Here is a 12,535-nt window from a genome sequence, read left to right as displayed (position 1 = left end):
GTTCCTCGAGATTATTCCTCGATTTTACCGCCTGCAGCTTCGATTGCAGCTTTAGCGCCTTTAGTCACACGTAGACCTTTAACAGTCACTGCTTTGTTGATTTCACCAGAAAGAACAACTTTTACAAATTCGATGTTCTTAGTGATGATGTTAGCAGCTTTAAGACTGTTTAGATCAACTACGTCACCAGAAACTTTCGCTAGCTCAGCTAGACGAACTTCAGCAGACACTAGGCTCTTACGAGAAGTGAAACCGAATTTTGGTAGACGTTGTTTCAGAGGCATCTGACCGCCTTCGAAACCTGGACGAACACTGCCGCCAGAACGTGATTTTTGACCTTTGTGACCACGGCCACCAGTTTTACCTAGGCCTGAACCGATACCACGACCTACTCGCTTCGCAGAAGTTTTCGCGCCAGCAGCCGGTGCTAGAGTATTCAAACGCATTCTGATTACTCCTCAACTTTAACCATGTAGTAAACCTTGTTGATCATACCGCGAATACACGGAGTATCTTCAAGTTCTACTGTGTGGTTGATTTTACGAAGACCTAGACCGCGCAAAGTAGCTTTGTGCTTTGGCAGACGACCAATTGAGCTTTTAGTTTGAGTTACTTTAATAGTTGCCATGGTGTTCTTACTCCGAAATAGATTCAACAGTTAGACCACGTTTAGCAGCAACCATTTCTGGTGACTTCATGCTACCTAGTGCATCGATCGTTGCACGAACGATGTTGATAGGGTTCGTAGAACCGTACGCTTTAGATAGTACGTTGTGTACACCAGCAACTTCTAGTACTGCACGCATCGCACCACCTGCGATAACACCAGTACCTTCTGCAGCAGGCTGCATGTAAACTTTAGAGCCCGAATGGCGACCTTTCACTGGGTGGTGAAGAGTGCCTTCGTTTAGAGCGATCGTAGTCATGTTACGACGCGCTTTTTCCATTGCTTTTTGAATCGCTGCAGGTACTTCACGAGCTTTGCCGTAACCGAAACCTACACGACCGTTACCGTCACCAACTACTGTTAGTGCAGTGAAGCTCATGATTCGACCACCTTTAACCGTTTTAGAAACACGGTTAACTGCGATTAGCTTTTCTTGCAAATCATTCGCTTGAACTTGTTGTTCTTTAGCCATCTTCCAACCCTACCTTAGAATTTCAGACCAGCTTCGCGAGCAGATTCTGCTAGCGCCGCTACTCGACCGTGGTATTGGAAACCAGAACGATCAAATGCAACTGCAGTTACGCCCTTCTCTAGAGCGCGCTCAGCAATAGCTTTACCCACTGCTTTAGCTGCATCAACGTTACCAGTGTATTTCACTTGCTCACGGATCGCTTTTTCTACAGTAGAAGCTGCTGCGATAACCTCAGAGCCGTTAGCCGCGATAACCTGTGCGTACACGTGACGAGGAGTACGGTGTACAACTAGGCGAGTCGCACCCAGTTCTGCAATCTTACGACGTGCACGTGTAGCACGACGGATGCGAGATGCTTTCTTATCCATAGTGTTACCTTACTTCTTCTTAGCTTCTTTAGTACGCACATTTTCATCTGCGTAACGAACACCTTTGCCTTTGTATGGCTCAGGCTCACGGTAAGAACGAATGTCAGCCGCAACTTGACCAACTAGTTGCTTGTCAGCACCAGTGATCACGATTTCAGTTTGGCTTGGACATTCAGCTTTAATACCCGCTGGCAACTCGTGCTCAACTGGGTGTGAGAAGCCTAGTGTTAGACCTACAGCGTTGCCTTTGATAGCAGCACGGTAACCTACACCTTTAAGAGTTAGCTTCTTAGTAAAGCCTTCAGTAACACCAACAACCATGTTGTTAACTAGAGCGCGAGCAGTACCTGCTTGAGCCCATGCGTTAGCAACACCTTCTTTAGGACCGAAAGTCAGGTTATTTTCTTCCTGAGCGATTACAACTGCGTTGTTAAGAACGCGAGTTAGTTCGCCTTTCGCACCTTTTACAGTGATTTCTTGGCCGTTTAGTTTCACCTCTACGCCAGCTGGAATAGCGACAGGTGCTTTTGCAACACGAGACATAGTCTACTCCTTATTAAGCTACGTAAGCGATGATTTCACCACCAAGACCTGCTTTACGTGCAGCGCGGTCTGACATAAGACCCTTGGAAGTAGAAACGATAGCAATACCAAGACCACCCATTACAGAAGGAAGTTCATCTTTCTTCTTGTAAACACGTAGACCTGGACGAGAAACACGTTTAAGTTGCTCGATTACTGGTTTAGCTTGGAAGTACTTAAGTGTAACTTCTAGCTCAGGTTTTGCTTCGCCTTCAACAGCGAAGTCAACGATGTAACCTTCAGCTTTTAGTAGTGCAGCAATTGCAACTTTAAGCTTTGAAGAAGGCATTTTTACAGCAACTTTGTTTGCTGCCTGACCGTTACGAACGCGGGTCAGCATATCCGAAATCGGATCTTGCATGCTCATATGATTTACTCCAAATGATTAAGTGGCAATTACCAGCTAGCCTTACGAAGACCCGGAATCTCGCCTTTCATGCAAGCTTCACGAACCTTAATACGGCTTAGACCGAACTTACGTAGGTAACCGTGTGGACGACCAGTTTGGTTGCAACGGTTGCGCTGACGTGATGCACTTGAATCACGTGGAAGAGATTGCAGTGTAAGAACCGCGTTCCAACGATCTTCTTCAGATGCGTTTACATCGCTGATGATAGCTTTTAGCGCTGCACGCTTTTCAGCGAACTTAGCTACTAGCTTCGCACGTTTTGCTTCACGTGCTTTCATTGAATTTTTAGCCATAACAGTAACCCTTCACCTTACTTACGGAATGGGAAGTTAAAGGCAGCCAGCAGAGCACGGCCTTCCTCATCAGTACCAGCAGACGTCGTAATAGTGATGTCTAGACCGCGTACTCGATCAACTTTATCAAAGTCGATTTCCGGGAAGATGATTTGCTCGCGAACGCCCATGCTGTAGTTACCGCGACCGTCAAAAGACTTAGCGCTAACACCACGGAAGTCACGTACACGTGGAAGAGCGATGTTAATTAAACGCTCAAGAAAATCCCACATACGTTCGCCACGCAAGGTTACTTTACAACCGATAGGGTAGCCTTCACGGATTTTGAAACCTGCAACAGATTTGCGCGCTTTTGTGATAAGTGGCTTTTGACCAGAGATCGTTGCCATATCAGACGCTGCATTTTCTAGCAGTTTCTTATCGTTGATTGCTTCACCAACACCCATGTTTAGGGTGATTTTCTCGATTCTAGGGACTTGCATGACGCTTGTGTAACCGAACTGTTTGGTCAGTTCAGCGACTACAGACGACTTGTAGTAATCATGCAGTTTCGCCATAGTAGAACTCCAAATTACTTCTATTAGTTAGAAACGGTTTCGCCGTTAGACTTGAAGAAACGAACTTTTTTGCCGTCTTCAAAACGGAAACCGATACGGTCAGCTTTACCAGTAGCTGCGTTAAAGATAGCCACGTTAGAAACGTCGATAGCTGCTTCTTGCTCTACGATACCGCCTTGGATACCCATAGCTGGAACAGGTTTCTGATGTTTCTTAACTAGGTTGATACCTTCAACGATAACTTTACCAGTTGCTAGAACCTTAGTTACTTTACCTTTCTTGCCTTTGTCTTTACCAGCAAGAACGATTACTTCGTCATTACGACGGATTTTAGCTGCCATTTCTACGTGCTCCTTACAGAACTTCTGGAGCCAGTGAAACGATCTTCATGAACTTATCGCCACGAAGTTCGCGTGTCACAGGACCAAAGATACGTGTACCGATTGGTTGCTCAGTATTGTCGTTTAGCAATACGCAAGCATTTCGGTCGAAGCGAATGACAGAACCGTCAGGACGACGTACGCCTTTACGGGTGCGCACTACCACCGCCTTCAGAACATCACCTTTTTTAACTTTACCGCGAGGGATTGCTTCCTTCACAGTAACTTTGATGACGTCACCGATATGTGCATAACGGCGGTGAGAGCCACCCAGAACCTTAATACACATTACGCTGCGTGCGCCTGAGTTATCAGCTGCGTCCAGCATACTTTGCATTTGGATCATGTTAGTGCTCCGCTAAATATTAATAACTAGACCCATCACGGGTCGGGCTGCCTCTTTAAAAGGGACGCGAATTGTACCACCCTTTTTTGTGATTGGGTAGTCAAAAAATAAACGGCTCCAAAAATATTTTGGAGCCGCTTTAGTTTCATAGAATTAACGAGATTAAATCTTCGCCTTTTCTAGAACTTTTACCAAAGTCCAAGACTTAGTCTTAGACAGTGGACGACACTCTGCGATTTCAACTGTGTCGCCTAGGCCACACTCGTTGTTCTCGTCATGTGCGTGTACTTTAGTCGTACGTTTTACGTATTTACCGTAGATTGGGTGTTTTACGAAACGTTCGATAGCAACAGTGATAGACTTGTCCATCTTGTCGCTAACAACACGACCTTGTTGAGTACGTTTTACTTCGCTCATTATGCGCCTGCCTTCTCAGTCAAAACAGTTTTCACACGTGCGATATCACGGCGTACAGCTTTCAGAGTATGAGTTTGCTGTAGTTGACCAGTCGCAGCTTGCATGCGCAAGTTGAACTGTTCGCGTAGCAAATTCATTAGCTCAGCGTTAAGCTCTTCAACGCTTTTCTCGCGTAGATCTTGTGCTTTCATCACATCACCTGCTTAGTTACAAATGTAGTTTTGAAAGGCAGTTTACGTGCCGCAAGACGGAACGCTTCACGTGCCAATTCTTCAGGTACACCACCCATTTCGTACATAACCTTACCAGGTTGGATTTGGGCTACCCAGTACTCAACGTTACCTTTACCCTTACCTTGACGAACTTCAAGTGGTTTTTCTGTGATTGGTTTGTCTGGGAACACACGGATCCAGATTTTACCTTGACGCTTAACGTGACGTGTCATTGCACGACGTGCCGCTTCGATTTGACGAGCAGTTAGACGACCACGGCCAACAGCTTTAAGACCGAATTCGCCGAAGCTTACATCAGTACCTTTAGCTAGACCACGGTTACGACCAGTCTGAACCTTACGGAACTTAGTACGTTTAGGTTGTAGCATCTGTCGACTCCTTACTTACGGCCTTTACGCTGCTTCTTAGGCTTGTCGCCTTTAGGCTCTACAGCGTTAGCTGCTGGCATACCACCTAGGATTTCACCTTTGAAGATCCAAGTTTTAATGCCGATCACACCATATTGAGTGTGAGCCGAAGAAGTTGCGTAATCAATGTCAGCACGTAGAGTGTGTAGAGGCACACGGCCTTCACGGTACCACTCTGAACGTGCGATTTCAGCGCCGCCTAGACGACCGCTTACTTCCACTTTGATACCTTTAGCGCCTAGGCGCATTGCGTTTTGTACTGCGCGCTTCATAGCACGACGGAACATAACACGACGCTCTAGCTGAGACGCGATGCTGTCACCAACAAGTTGCGCATCTAGTTCAGGCTTACGTACTTCAGCGATGTTAATTTGCGCTGGTACACCTGCAATTTTAGCTACAGCTGCGCGTAGCTTCTCAACGTCTTCACCTTTCTTACCGATAACAACGCCTGGACGAGCAGTGTGAATAGTCACACGGATGCTCTTAGCAGGACGCTCGATAACGATACGTGATAGAGACGCTTTTTTCAGTTCACTTGTAAGGAACTGACGTACCTTGAAGTCGCCGTCTAGGTTGTCAGCGAAATCTTTGGTGTTAGCAAACCATGTAGCATTCCAAGGCTTAACGATGCCTAGACGAATACCATTTGGATGTACTTTTTGACCCATTGCTTACTCTCCTAGTCTCTAGCGATCTGCTACAACAACAGTGATGTGGCTTGAACGCTTCAAGATACGATCCGCACGACCTTTAGCACGAGGCATAATACGCTTCATGGTTGGGCCTTCATCTACAAAGATTTTTGCGACATTCAGATCGTCAATATCTGCACCTTCGTTGTGCTCCGCGTTAGCGATAGCAGACTCTAGAACTTTCTTAACTAGTGCAGCAGCTTTTTTGTTGCTGAACGTTAAGATTTCTAGAGCTTGGTCAACAGATTTACCACGGATTAGATCCGCAACTAAGCGAGCTTTCTGAGGCGAAATGCGAGCAAAGTTATGTTTAGCAATTGCTTCCATTATCTACTCCTTAGCGCTTCTTAGCTTTCTTATCCGCAGCGTGACCGCGGTAAGTACGTGTTGGTGCGAATTCACCCAGTTTGTGACCGATCATTTCATCAGTTACAAATACTGGTACGTGCTGACGACCATTATGGACAGCGATGGTCAAACCGATCATCGTAGGGATGATCATTGAACGACGGGACCAAGTCTTAATAGGCTTTTTGTCTCCGCTTTCCACCGCTTTCTCTACCTTCTTCAGCAAGTGTAGGTCAATAAAAGGACCTTTCTTGAGAGAACGTGGCATGGCGATTCCTCTTTATATAGATTACTTGTTACGACGACGTACGATGTACTTGTCAGTGCGTTTGTTCTTACGAGTCTTGAAGCCTTTAGTAGGCATACCCCAAGGAGATACTGGGTGACGACCACCAGAAGTACGGCCTTCACCACCACCATGTGGGTGGTCAATCGGGTTCATTACAACACCACGAACCGTTGGACGGATACCGCGATGACGTGATGCACCTGCTTTACCAAGTTCACGTAGCATGTGCTCAGAGTTACCAACTTCACCGATTGTTGCACGGCCTTCAGAAAGAACTTTGCGCATCTCGCCAGAACGTAGACGGATAGTTACGTACGCACCGTCGCGAGCAACGATTTGAGCGTAAGCACCAGCCGAACGAGCTAGCTGACCACCTTTACCAGGCTTAAGTTCAACGTTATGTACTGTTGAACCTACTGGGATATTACGCATTGGTAGAGTGTTACCAGCTTTGATTGGTGCATCAACACCAGACTGAATAACATCACCAGCTACAACACCTTTAGGTGCTAGGATGTAGCGACGCTCACCGTCTTTGTAAAGAACTAGAGCAATGTTTGCGCTACGGTTTGGATCGTATTCAAGACGCTCAACTGTCGCTGGAATACCATCTTTAGTACGTTTGAAGTCAACTACACGGTAGTGGTGCTTGTGACCACCGCCGATGTGACGTACTGTGATACGACCCTTGTTGTTACGACCACCGTTCTTAGAGTTTTTCTCTAGAAGAGGTGCGTATGGCTTGCCCTTGTGTAGGTCAGCGTTAACAACTTTAACAACGTGACGACGACCAGGGGAAGTCGGCTTACATTTAACAATAGCCATTTTTAACTACTCCTGTTATTCCGCGCCGCCAACGAAGTCAAGATCTTGACCTTCTTTCAAAGTAACGTACGCTTTCTTAACGTCGCTGCGGCGACCTTGGCGTAGACCTTGACGTTTGGTCTTACCCTTAGTGATAAGAGTATTTACAGACTTAACTTCAACTTCAAATAGCTTTTCTACAGCTGCTTTGATCTCTTTTTTAGTCGCATCTTTAGCTACTTTGAAAACGATAGTGTTCGCTTTCTCAGCTGCCATAGTTGCTTTTTCAGAGATGTGCGGTGCACGTAGAACTTTTAGGATACGCTCTTCAGTGATCATGCTAGCATTTCCTCTACTTGCTTAACTGCTTCTGCAGTCATTACAACTTTGTCAAACGCGATTAGAGATACTGGATCGATACCAGCAACATCACGTGCGTCAACTTTGTATAGGTTACGAGCAGCTAGGAATAGATTCTCATCTACTTCGCTAGTCACGATTAGAGCGTCAGTTAGCTCAAGCTCTTTAAGCTTAGCAACTAGCTCTTTAGTCTTTGGTGCTTCAACTGAGAAGTTATCAACAACGATTAGACGCTCTTGACGAACAAGCTCAGAAAGAATGCTCTTCATAGCACCACGGTACATTTTTTTGTTTACTTTTTGGCTGTGATCTTGTGGTTTCGCAGCAAAAGTAACACCACCTGTACGCCAGATTGGGCTACGGATTGTACCAGCACGCGCACGGCCAGTACCTTTTTGACGCCATGGCTTAGCGCCACCGCCAGAAACTTCTGAACGTGTTTTTTGAGCACGAGTACCTTGACGAGCACCTGCTGCGTACGCAACAACTACTTGGTGTACAAGAGCTTCGTTAAACTCACGTCCGAAAGTAGTTTCGGAAACAGTTAGTGCATCGGCACCTTTAACCATTAGTTCCATTACTTACTCCTGAGACGTTATGCTTTAACAGCTGGTTTAACGATCACGTTGCCGCCAGTTGCGCCTGGGACTGCACCTTTAATAAGAAGCAGGTTGCGCTCAGCGTCAACACGTACGATCTCTAGGTTTTGAGTCGTTACACGCTCAGCACCCATGTGACCTGCCATTTTCTTGCCTTTAAATACGCGACCTGGAGTCTGACATTGACCGATAGAACCAGGAGCACGGTGAGACAATGAGTTACCGTGAGTCATATCTTGAGTACGGAAGTTCCAACGCTTAACAGCGCCTTGGAAACCTTTACCCTTAGATGTACCAGTAACGTCTACTTTCTTAGTTTCGTTGAATAGTTCAACAGTTAGTTCTGAACCAACTTCGAACTCTTCGCCGTTTTCTAAACGGAATTCCCAAAGACCGCGACCAGCTTCAACGCCAGCTTTAGCAAAGTGACCTGCTTCAGCTTTGTTTACACGGTTAGCTTTCTTAGAACCAGCTGTAACCTGGATTGCTGCGTAGCCGTCAGTTTCAAGAGTTTTCACTTGAGAAACACGGTTAGCTTCAACCTCAACAACTGTTACTGGGATAGAAACGCCTTCTTCAGTAAATACGCGGGTCATGCCCACTTTACGACCGATTAGACCAATCATACTTCTAATCTCCCTTAACCTAGGCTAATTTGAACGTCAACGCCCGCAGCAAGGTCTAGACGCATTAGAGCATCAACAGTCTTGTCTGTTGGCTCAACGATGTCGATTAGACGCTTGTGAGTACGGATTTCGTACTGGTCACGTGCTTTCTTGTTAACGTGTGGAGAGATAAGAACTGTGAAACGCTCTTTACGAGTTGGCAGTGGGATTGGACCACGAACCTGTGCGCCAGTGCGCTTAGCTGTTTCAACGATTTCCGCTGTAGAAGCATCGATTAGTTTGTAATCGAAAGCTTTTAGGCGGATACGGATACGTTGGTTCTGCATGAGACAGAGCTCCAAATTTAATAAATTACACAAACAATATCGCCACTCAAACTCGTCAAGACGAGAGAATGCCGATTGATTTATGTGAAACCGTAGCATCCAAGATTAGGACGCATTGTCAGTTAATTTTCGATTAACTATCCCTATATGCCAAAGTCACCTTTGAGGATAGTTTTTCCGAAGAAAAGATAGCTAATTGTATTAACCGCGAACATAAGCTGAGTATACATTACCTCACAAATCCTTAGATTTGCTCGCTCCTCACTGCTCATTGGTTCACAACTGGCTTAACCAGTGCGCTGCATTATACAGATCACACTTTAGGTTGCAAGCGCTGAGTGAAAAATAATCGGGAATATTCCAAACCCTATACATTCCTCTTCGCTTGGTAGCCATTAAACAAAAAGGACGCCGAAGCGTCCTTTTCTAAACTGTAATCGTAATAGCGGCTGCTATTATTTCTTACCGCTTGATAGTGCACCGAAACGCTTGTTGAAGCGATCAACACGGCCGCCTGTATCAACGATACGTTGCTTACCAGTGTAGAATGGGTGACACTTGTCACATACGTCTAGGTGGATAGACTCTTTACCTAGAGTAGAGTTGAACTCAAAAGAGTTGCCGCAAGAACAAGTCGCTTTTACTGCTTTGTATTCTGGGTGGATACCAGCTTTCATGGGATAACCTCAATAGTAGGCCGTGTCGCTATACGAATCTAAGCCGCACACCACACGCAATTAATAATAAAATGGGATACCGCATCAACTAATTGCCGAAGCCATATCTCAAGGCGCGATATAGTAAAGAATCACATTGCTCGGATCAACACATTTGGCAACTTTTTCGCCACTTTTTTAGCCAGACTAATCATAGAGGCACGATTCACGCTGAATCACATAGCTTTACTCGAATTTCCATACCGATTTTAATAGACTCTCATTTCCTTTCCCTCTTTTTAATAGCTAAGAATTTATGCGTCCAACCATTGCTAGAGTGGCATTACCCGTTCCGCTCGACAAACAATTTGATTACGCCATTCCGGGGCACCTGTTTCCGATCATTGGTGGACGCGTTTCCGTACCTTTTGGACGCCAAACGTTAGTTGGCATCGTCACCGCGATGGTTAATCACTCGGACTTTCCCAAAGATCAACTCAAGCCAATCAAAGCAGTTATTGATTCTCAGCCGATATGGTCTGAAAAGCTTTATTCGTTGCTGACTTGGTGCAGCCAGTTCTACCAATACCCACTTGGAGATACGCTACACAATGCGATGCCAGCAGCTCTACGTAAAGGAAAGCCTGCAGATTTTGCGACGCTACAAGAGTGGCAAATTACCGAATCCGGTAAAGACAAGCTGATGCAAGGGCTTGATCGTCGAGCGGTCAAACAACAGAAGGTCTTGCAAATGTTGGTTAACGGCGCTTTGCCTCACCAGGAATTTGTCGACCAAGAGGTAGCCTCAACAGTACTAAAGTCTTTAGAAGAGAAAGGCTGGATTGAACGTATCGAGAAGAAGCCTGTAATCACCCAGTGGGGACAGCACGTTGAATGCGACGTCGAGAAGCCAAAGCTCAACCACGAACAAGCGCTGGCTATTGCGAGTGTAAATAGCCAAACAGGTTTTGCCTCCTATTTATTAGAAGGCGTCACGGGCTCAGGTAAGACAGAAGTGTACCTCAACCTGATCAAGCCGGTCTTAGAGAAAGGTAAACAAGCCTTGGTTTTAGTACCAGAGATTGGCTTAACACCACAAACCATCAACCGCTTTAAACGCCGTTTTAATGTGCCAGTTGACGTCATCCACTCCGGGTTAAACGAGACGGAGCGTCTGAATGCGTGGCTTTCTGCACGCGACAAAGCGGCCGGAATCATTATCGGCACACGCTCTGCCCTACTCGCGCCTTTTGCTGATCTCGGGATTATCATTGTGGACGAGGAACATGACACCTCTTACAAACAGCAAGATAGCTTGCGTTATCATGCACGCGATGTTGCTGTAATGCGCGCTCATAAAGAACAAGTTCCGATTGTTCTGGGCTCAGCCACACCTGCACTGGAGACATTGCACAATGCCTTGTCAGGCAAGTATCACCATTTAACACTAACCCAACGAGCTGGCTCTGCCGTACCAACCACCAATAAAGTGTTAGATGTAAAAGGTCAGTATTTAGAAAGTGGCTTATCTGCCCAACTGATTGCCGAAATGCGCAAGCATTTAAAAGCGGGCAATCAAGTAATGTTGTTTCTTAACCGTCGAGGCTTTTCGCCCGCTTTGATGTGCCATGAATGCGGTTGGATTGCAGAATGTAAACGCTGTGATGCGTACTACACGTTCCACCATTACAGCAACGAAATACGCTGCCATCACTGCGGCTCACAACAACCGGTAATTCATCAGTGTCAGGGGTGTGGTTCAACTCAATTGGTTACCGTCGGCGTAGGAACGGAACAACTCGAACAACAATTGGCTCAGTTATTTCCAGAATACAACGCCATTCGCATCGACAGAGACAGCACACGTCGCAAAGGTAGTTTGGAAGATGCCCTTGAATCGATTCGTAAAGGTGAACATCAAATTCTGATTGGCACCCAAATGCTGGCTAAGGGGCACCATTTTCCAAATGTAACGCTCGTTGCTCTTTTGGATGTTGATGGCTCTCTCTATAGTAGTGACTTCCGCGCTTCCGAGCGACTAGCGCAGTTGTTTATTCAAGTCGCAGGTCGTGCCGGCCGCGCAAGTAAACCTGGCGAGGTTATCCTACAAACCCACCATCCTGAGCACAGCTTGCTGCAGGCCCTACTTCAAAAAGACTATCGCCACTTTGCTATGACTGCTCTGGAAGAACGCAAACTGGCTCAGCTTCCGCCTTATAGTTTCTTGACTCTGTTTAAAGCAGAGGCAAACCAAAGTGAGGTAGTTGAAGACTTCCTGCGTCAGGTTCGCTTTACGTTAGAGTCACACCCTCTGTTCGATGATTCCTGCATGGTGTTAGGCCCTACTCCTTCACCTTTGGCCAAGCGGGCTGGTAAATACCGTTGGCAACTATTACTGCAAACTCAGCATCGTTCATTGATGCAAAAGTTATTAACCAGTGCCAAACCTGCTATTGAGTTGTTGCCAAATGCTAAGAAAGTACGCTGGAATTTAGACATAGAACCACAAGATCTCAGCTAGCAAACGTTTAACTATGTAATGAATTACCATTTAATGTGACCAGAATCACACCAAGATTACAATTTTTGTTAAACAGACCGTAACTTTCACTTTAGAAATGAATAGACTATCCAAATTAGAAAAGTCTAAAGTGACTTGTTTGCACAGGCTTAGATTAAAACAATGACTATTCCCACAAAT

At 45.8% G+C, this 12,535-nt stretch carries 23 protein-coding genes; 1 reads left to right on the top strand and 22 read right to left on the bottom strand.

Annotation, left to right across the window (positions count from 1 at the left end):
* Positions 1-11 precede the first annotated feature (11 nt).
* The 22 genes from rplO to rpmE all read right to left on the bottom strand — a co-directional run bounded on the left by rplO (position 12) and on the right by rpmE (position 9,855).
* Complete coding sequence (gene rplO / locus R7E78_RS13455) at positions 12-446, bottom strand: 50S ribosomal protein L15 (protein WP_005383155.1); 435 nt, start codon at positions 444-446, stop codon at positions 12-14.
* Between the two features lie 5 nt (positions 447-451).
* Positions 452-628 (bottom strand): 50S ribosomal protein L30, encoded by a 177-nt coding sequence (rpmD, locus tag R7E78_RS13450; RefSeq protein ID WP_005379565.1) that lies wholly within the window; start codon positions 626-628, stop codon positions 452-454.
* A 7-nt stretch (positions 629-635) separates the two neighbouring features.
* Positions 636-1,139: a 30S ribosomal protein S5 gene (gene rpsE / locus R7E78_RS13445; RefSeq protein WP_004745894.1), complete on the bottom strand. Its 504-nt coding sequence runs from the start codon at positions 1,137-1,139 to the stop codon at positions 636-638.
* 14 nt (positions 1,140-1,153) lie between these two features.
* Positions 1,154-1,507 carry a 50S ribosomal protein L18 gene (gene rplR, locus R7E78_RS13440; protein ID WP_005379568.1) on the bottom strand — a complete coding sequence of 118 codons (354 nt, stop codon included), beginning with the start codon at positions 1,505-1,507 and terminating at the stop codon, positions 1,154-1,156.
* A gap of 9 nt (positions 1,508-1,516) precedes the next feature.
* Positions 1,517-2,050: a 50S ribosomal protein L6 gene (gene rplF, locus R7E78_RS13435; protein WP_005379570.1), complete on the bottom strand. Its 534-nt coding sequence runs from the start codon at positions 2,048-2,050 to the stop codon at positions 1,517-1,519.
* 13 nt (positions 2,051-2,063) lie between these two features.
* Entirely contained in the window at positions 2,064-2,456 is a 393-nt protein-coding gene (gene rpsH / locus R7E78_RS13430) for a 30S ribosomal protein S8 (RefSeq protein ID WP_005379572.1), read from the bottom strand.
* A gap of 29 nt (positions 2,457-2,485) precedes the next feature.
* Positions 2,486-2,791, bottom strand: a complete 306-nt coding sequence (gene rpsN, locus R7E78_RS13425) for a 30S ribosomal protein S14 (RefSeq protein WP_004410442.1) — start codon at positions 2,789-2,791, stop codon at positions 2,486-2,488.
* 17 nt (positions 2,792-2,808) lie between these two features.
* On the bottom strand, positions 2,809-3,348 hold the full coding sequence (rplE, locus tag R7E78_RS13420; RefSeq protein WP_005379573.1) for a 50S ribosomal protein L5: 540 nt from the start codon (positions 3,346-3,348) through the stop codon (positions 2,809-2,811).
* 23 nt (positions 3,349-3,371) lie between these two features.
* Positions 3,372-3,689 (bottom strand): 50S ribosomal protein L24, encoded by a 318-nt coding sequence (gene rplX, locus R7E78_RS13415; RefSeq protein WP_005379574.1) that lies wholly within the window; start codon positions 3,687-3,689, stop codon positions 3,372-3,374.
* Between the two features lie 13 nt (positions 3,690-3,702).
* The gene (gene rplN, locus R7E78_RS13410) at positions 3,703-4,074 is read right to left on the bottom strand and encodes a 50S ribosomal protein L14 (protein WP_004410450.1); all 372 of its coding nucleotides are present in this window, start codon (positions 4,072-4,074) and stop codon (positions 3,703-3,705) included.
* Positions 4,075-4,236: 162 nt separating this feature from the next.
* Complete coding sequence (rpsQ, locus tag R7E78_RS13405; protein ID WP_005379575.1) at positions 4,237-4,491, bottom strand: 30S ribosomal protein S17; 255 nt, start codon at positions 4,489-4,491, stop codon at positions 4,237-4,239.
* The gene (rpmC, locus tag R7E78_RS13400) at positions 4,491-4,682 is read right to left on the bottom strand and encodes a 50S ribosomal protein L29 (protein ID WP_005379576.1); all 192 of its coding nucleotides are present in this window, start codon (positions 4,680-4,682) and stop codon (positions 4,491-4,493) included. The genes rpsQ and rpmC overlap by 1 nt, the downstream gene beginning before the upstream one ends.
* Positions 4,682-5,092 carry a 50S ribosomal protein L16 gene (gene rplP, locus R7E78_RS13395; protein WP_005379577.1) on the bottom strand — a complete coding sequence of 137 codons (411 nt, stop codon included), beginning with the start codon at positions 5,090-5,092 and terminating at the stop codon, positions 4,682-4,684. The genes rpmC and rplP overlap by 1 nt, the downstream gene beginning before the upstream one ends.
* Positions 5,093-5,103: 11 nt before the next feature.
* Positions 5,104-5,802, bottom strand: coding sequence for a 30S ribosomal protein S3 (gene rpsC / locus R7E78_RS13390; protein ID WP_005383161.1), 699 nt, complete (start codon positions 5,800-5,802; stop codon positions 5,104-5,106).
* Positions 5,803-5,820: 18 nt separating this feature from the next.
* The gene (gene rplV / locus R7E78_RS13385; RefSeq protein WP_005383164.1) at positions 5,821-6,153 is read right to left on the bottom strand and encodes a 50S ribosomal protein L22; all 333 of its coding nucleotides are present in this window, start codon (positions 6,151-6,153) and stop codon (positions 5,821-5,823) included.
* Positions 6,154-6,163: 10 nt separating this feature from the next.
* Entirely contained in the window at positions 6,164-6,442 is a 279-nt protein-coding gene (gene rpsS / locus R7E78_RS13380; protein WP_004394525.1) for a 30S ribosomal protein S19, read from the bottom strand.
* Positions 6,443-6,463: 21 nt separating this feature from the next.
* Complete coding sequence (gene rplB / locus R7E78_RS13375) at positions 6,464-7,288, bottom strand: 50S ribosomal protein L2 (RefSeq protein ID WP_005383168.1); 825 nt, start codon at positions 7,286-7,288, stop codon at positions 6,464-6,466.
* 15 nt (positions 7,289-7,303) lie between these two features.
* On the bottom strand, positions 7,304-7,606 hold the full coding sequence (rplW, locus tag R7E78_RS13370) for a 50S ribosomal protein L23 (RefSeq protein WP_004398471.1): 303 nt from the start codon (positions 7,604-7,606) through the stop codon (positions 7,304-7,306).
* Entirely contained in the window at positions 7,603-8,205 is a 603-nt protein-coding gene (gene rplD / locus R7E78_RS13365; RefSeq protein WP_005379556.1) for a 50S ribosomal protein L4, read from the bottom strand. Before rplD ends, rplW begins: the two co-directional genes overlap by 4 nt.
* A 17-nt stretch (positions 8,206-8,222) precedes the next feature.
* Positions 8,223-8,852, bottom strand: a complete 630-nt coding sequence (rplC, locus tag R7E78_RS13360; RefSeq protein WP_005379555.1) for a 50S ribosomal protein L3 — start codon at positions 8,850-8,852, stop codon at positions 8,223-8,225.
* Positions 8,853-8,866: 14 nt separating this feature from the next.
* Positions 8,867-9,178, bottom strand: coding sequence for a 30S ribosomal protein S10 (gene rpsJ / locus R7E78_RS13355; RefSeq protein WP_004410492.1), 312 nt, complete (start codon positions 9,176-9,178; stop codon positions 8,867-8,869).
* 455 nt (positions 9,179-9,633) lie between these two features.
* Complete coding sequence (gene rpmE / locus R7E78_RS13350; RefSeq protein WP_005379546.1) at positions 9,634-9,855, bottom strand: 50S ribosomal protein L31; 222 nt, start codon at positions 9,853-9,855, stop codon at positions 9,634-9,636.
* A 295-nt stretch (positions 9,856-10,150) separates the two neighbouring features.
* Between rpmE and priA the strand changes: the two genes are divergently transcribed.
* Positions 10,151-12,355: a primosomal protein N' gene (priA, locus tag R7E78_RS13345; protein WP_262591192.1), complete on the top strand. Its 2,205-nt coding sequence runs from the start codon at positions 10,151-10,153 to the stop codon at positions 12,353-12,355.
* Positions 12,356-12,535: the final 180 nt, after the last annotated feature.

This window comes from Vibrio sp. YT-19(2023) (assembly GCF_033337395.1).
This window is presented reverse-complemented; position numbering and strand designations above follow the sequence as displayed.

What these genes read in the sequence shown, in the direction of transcription:
- rplO (WP_005383155.1), bottom strand. Translation starts at nt 446, where the DNA reads ATGCGTTTGAATACTCTAGCACCGGCTGCTGGCGCGAAAACTTCTGCG.
- rpmD (WP_005379565.1), bottom strand. Translation starts at nt 628, where the DNA reads ATGGCAACTATTAAAGTAACTCAAACTAAAAGCTCAATTGGTCGTCTG.
- rpsE (WP_004745894.1), bottom strand. Translation starts at nt 1,139, where the DNA reads ATGGCTAAAGAACAACAAGTTCAAGCGAATGATTTGCAAGAAAAGCTA.
- rplR (WP_005379568.1), bottom strand. Translation starts at nt 1,507, where the DNA reads ATGGATAAGAAAGCATCTCGCATCCGTCGTGCTACACGTGCACGTCGT.
- rplF (WP_005379570.1), bottom strand. Translation starts at nt 2,050, where the DNA reads ATGTCTCGTGTTGCAAAAGCACCTGTCGCTATTCCAGCTGGCGTAGAG.
- rpsH (WP_005379572.1), bottom strand. Translation starts at nt 2,456, where the DNA reads ATGAGCATGCAAGATCCGATTTCGGATATGCTGACCCGCGTTCGTAAC.
- rpsN (WP_004410442.1), bottom strand. Translation starts at nt 2,791, where the DNA reads ATGGCTAAAAATTCAATGAAAGCACGTGAAGCAAAACGTGCGAAGCTA.
- rplE (WP_005379573.1), bottom strand. Translation starts at nt 3,348, where the DNA reads ATGGCGAAACTGCATGATTACTACAAGTCGTCTGTAGTCGCTGAACTG.
- rplX (WP_005379574.1), bottom strand. Translation starts at nt 3,689, where the DNA reads ATGGCAGCTAAAATCCGTCGTAATGACGAAGTAATCGTTCTTGCTGGT.
- rplN (WP_004410450.1), bottom strand. Translation starts at nt 4,074, where the DNA reads ATGATCCAAATGCAAAGTATGCTGGACGCAGCTGATAACTCAGGCGCA.
- rpsQ (WP_005379575.1), bottom strand. Translation starts at nt 4,491, where the DNA reads ATGAGCGAAGTAAAACGTACTCAACAAGGTCGTGTTGTTAGCGACAAG.
- rpmC (WP_005379576.1), bottom strand. Translation starts at nt 4,682, where the DNA reads ATGAAAGCACAAGATCTACGCGAGAAAAGCGTTGAAGAGCTTAACGCT.
- rplP (WP_005379577.1), bottom strand. Translation starts at nt 5,092, where the DNA reads ATGCTACAACCTAAACGTACTAAGTTCCGTAAGGTTCAGACTGGTCGT.
- rpsC (WP_005383161.1), bottom strand. Translation starts at nt 5,802, where the DNA reads ATGGGTCAAAAAGTACATCCAAATGGTATTCGTCTAGGCATCGTTAAG.
- rplV (WP_005383164.1), bottom strand. Translation starts at nt 6,153, where the DNA reads ATGGAAGCAATTGCTAAACATAACTTTGCTCGCATTTCGCCTCAGAAA.
- rpsS (WP_004394525.1), bottom strand. Translation starts at nt 6,442, where the DNA reads ATGCCACGTTCTCTCAAGAAAGGTCCTTTTATTGACCTACACTTGCTG.
- rplB (WP_005383168.1), bottom strand. Translation starts at nt 7,288, where the DNA reads ATGGCTATTGTTAAATGTAAGCCGACTTCCCCTGGTCGTCGTCACGTT.
- rplW (WP_004398471.1), bottom strand. Translation starts at nt 7,606, where the DNA reads ATGATCACTGAAGAGCGTATCCTAAAAGTTCTACGTGCACCGCACATC.
- rplD (WP_005379556.1), bottom strand. Translation starts at nt 8,205, where the DNA reads ATGGAACTAATGGTTAAAGGTGCCGATGCACTAACTGTTTCCGAAACT.
- rplC (WP_005379555.1), bottom strand. Translation starts at nt 8,852, where the DNA reads ATGATTGGTCTAATCGGTCGTAAAGTGGGCATGACCCGCGTATTTACT.
- rpsJ (WP_004410492.1), bottom strand. Translation starts at nt 9,178, where the DNA reads ATGCAGAACCAACGTATCCGTATCCGCCTAAAAGCTTTCGATTACAAA.
- rpmE (WP_005379546.1), bottom strand. Translation starts at nt 9,855, where the DNA reads ATGAAAGCTGGTATCCACCCAGAATACAAAGCAGTAAAAGCGACTTGT.
- priA (WP_262591192.1), top strand. Translation starts at nt 10,151, where the DNA reads ATGCGTCCAACCATTGCTAGAGTGGCATTACCCGTTCCGCTCGACAAA.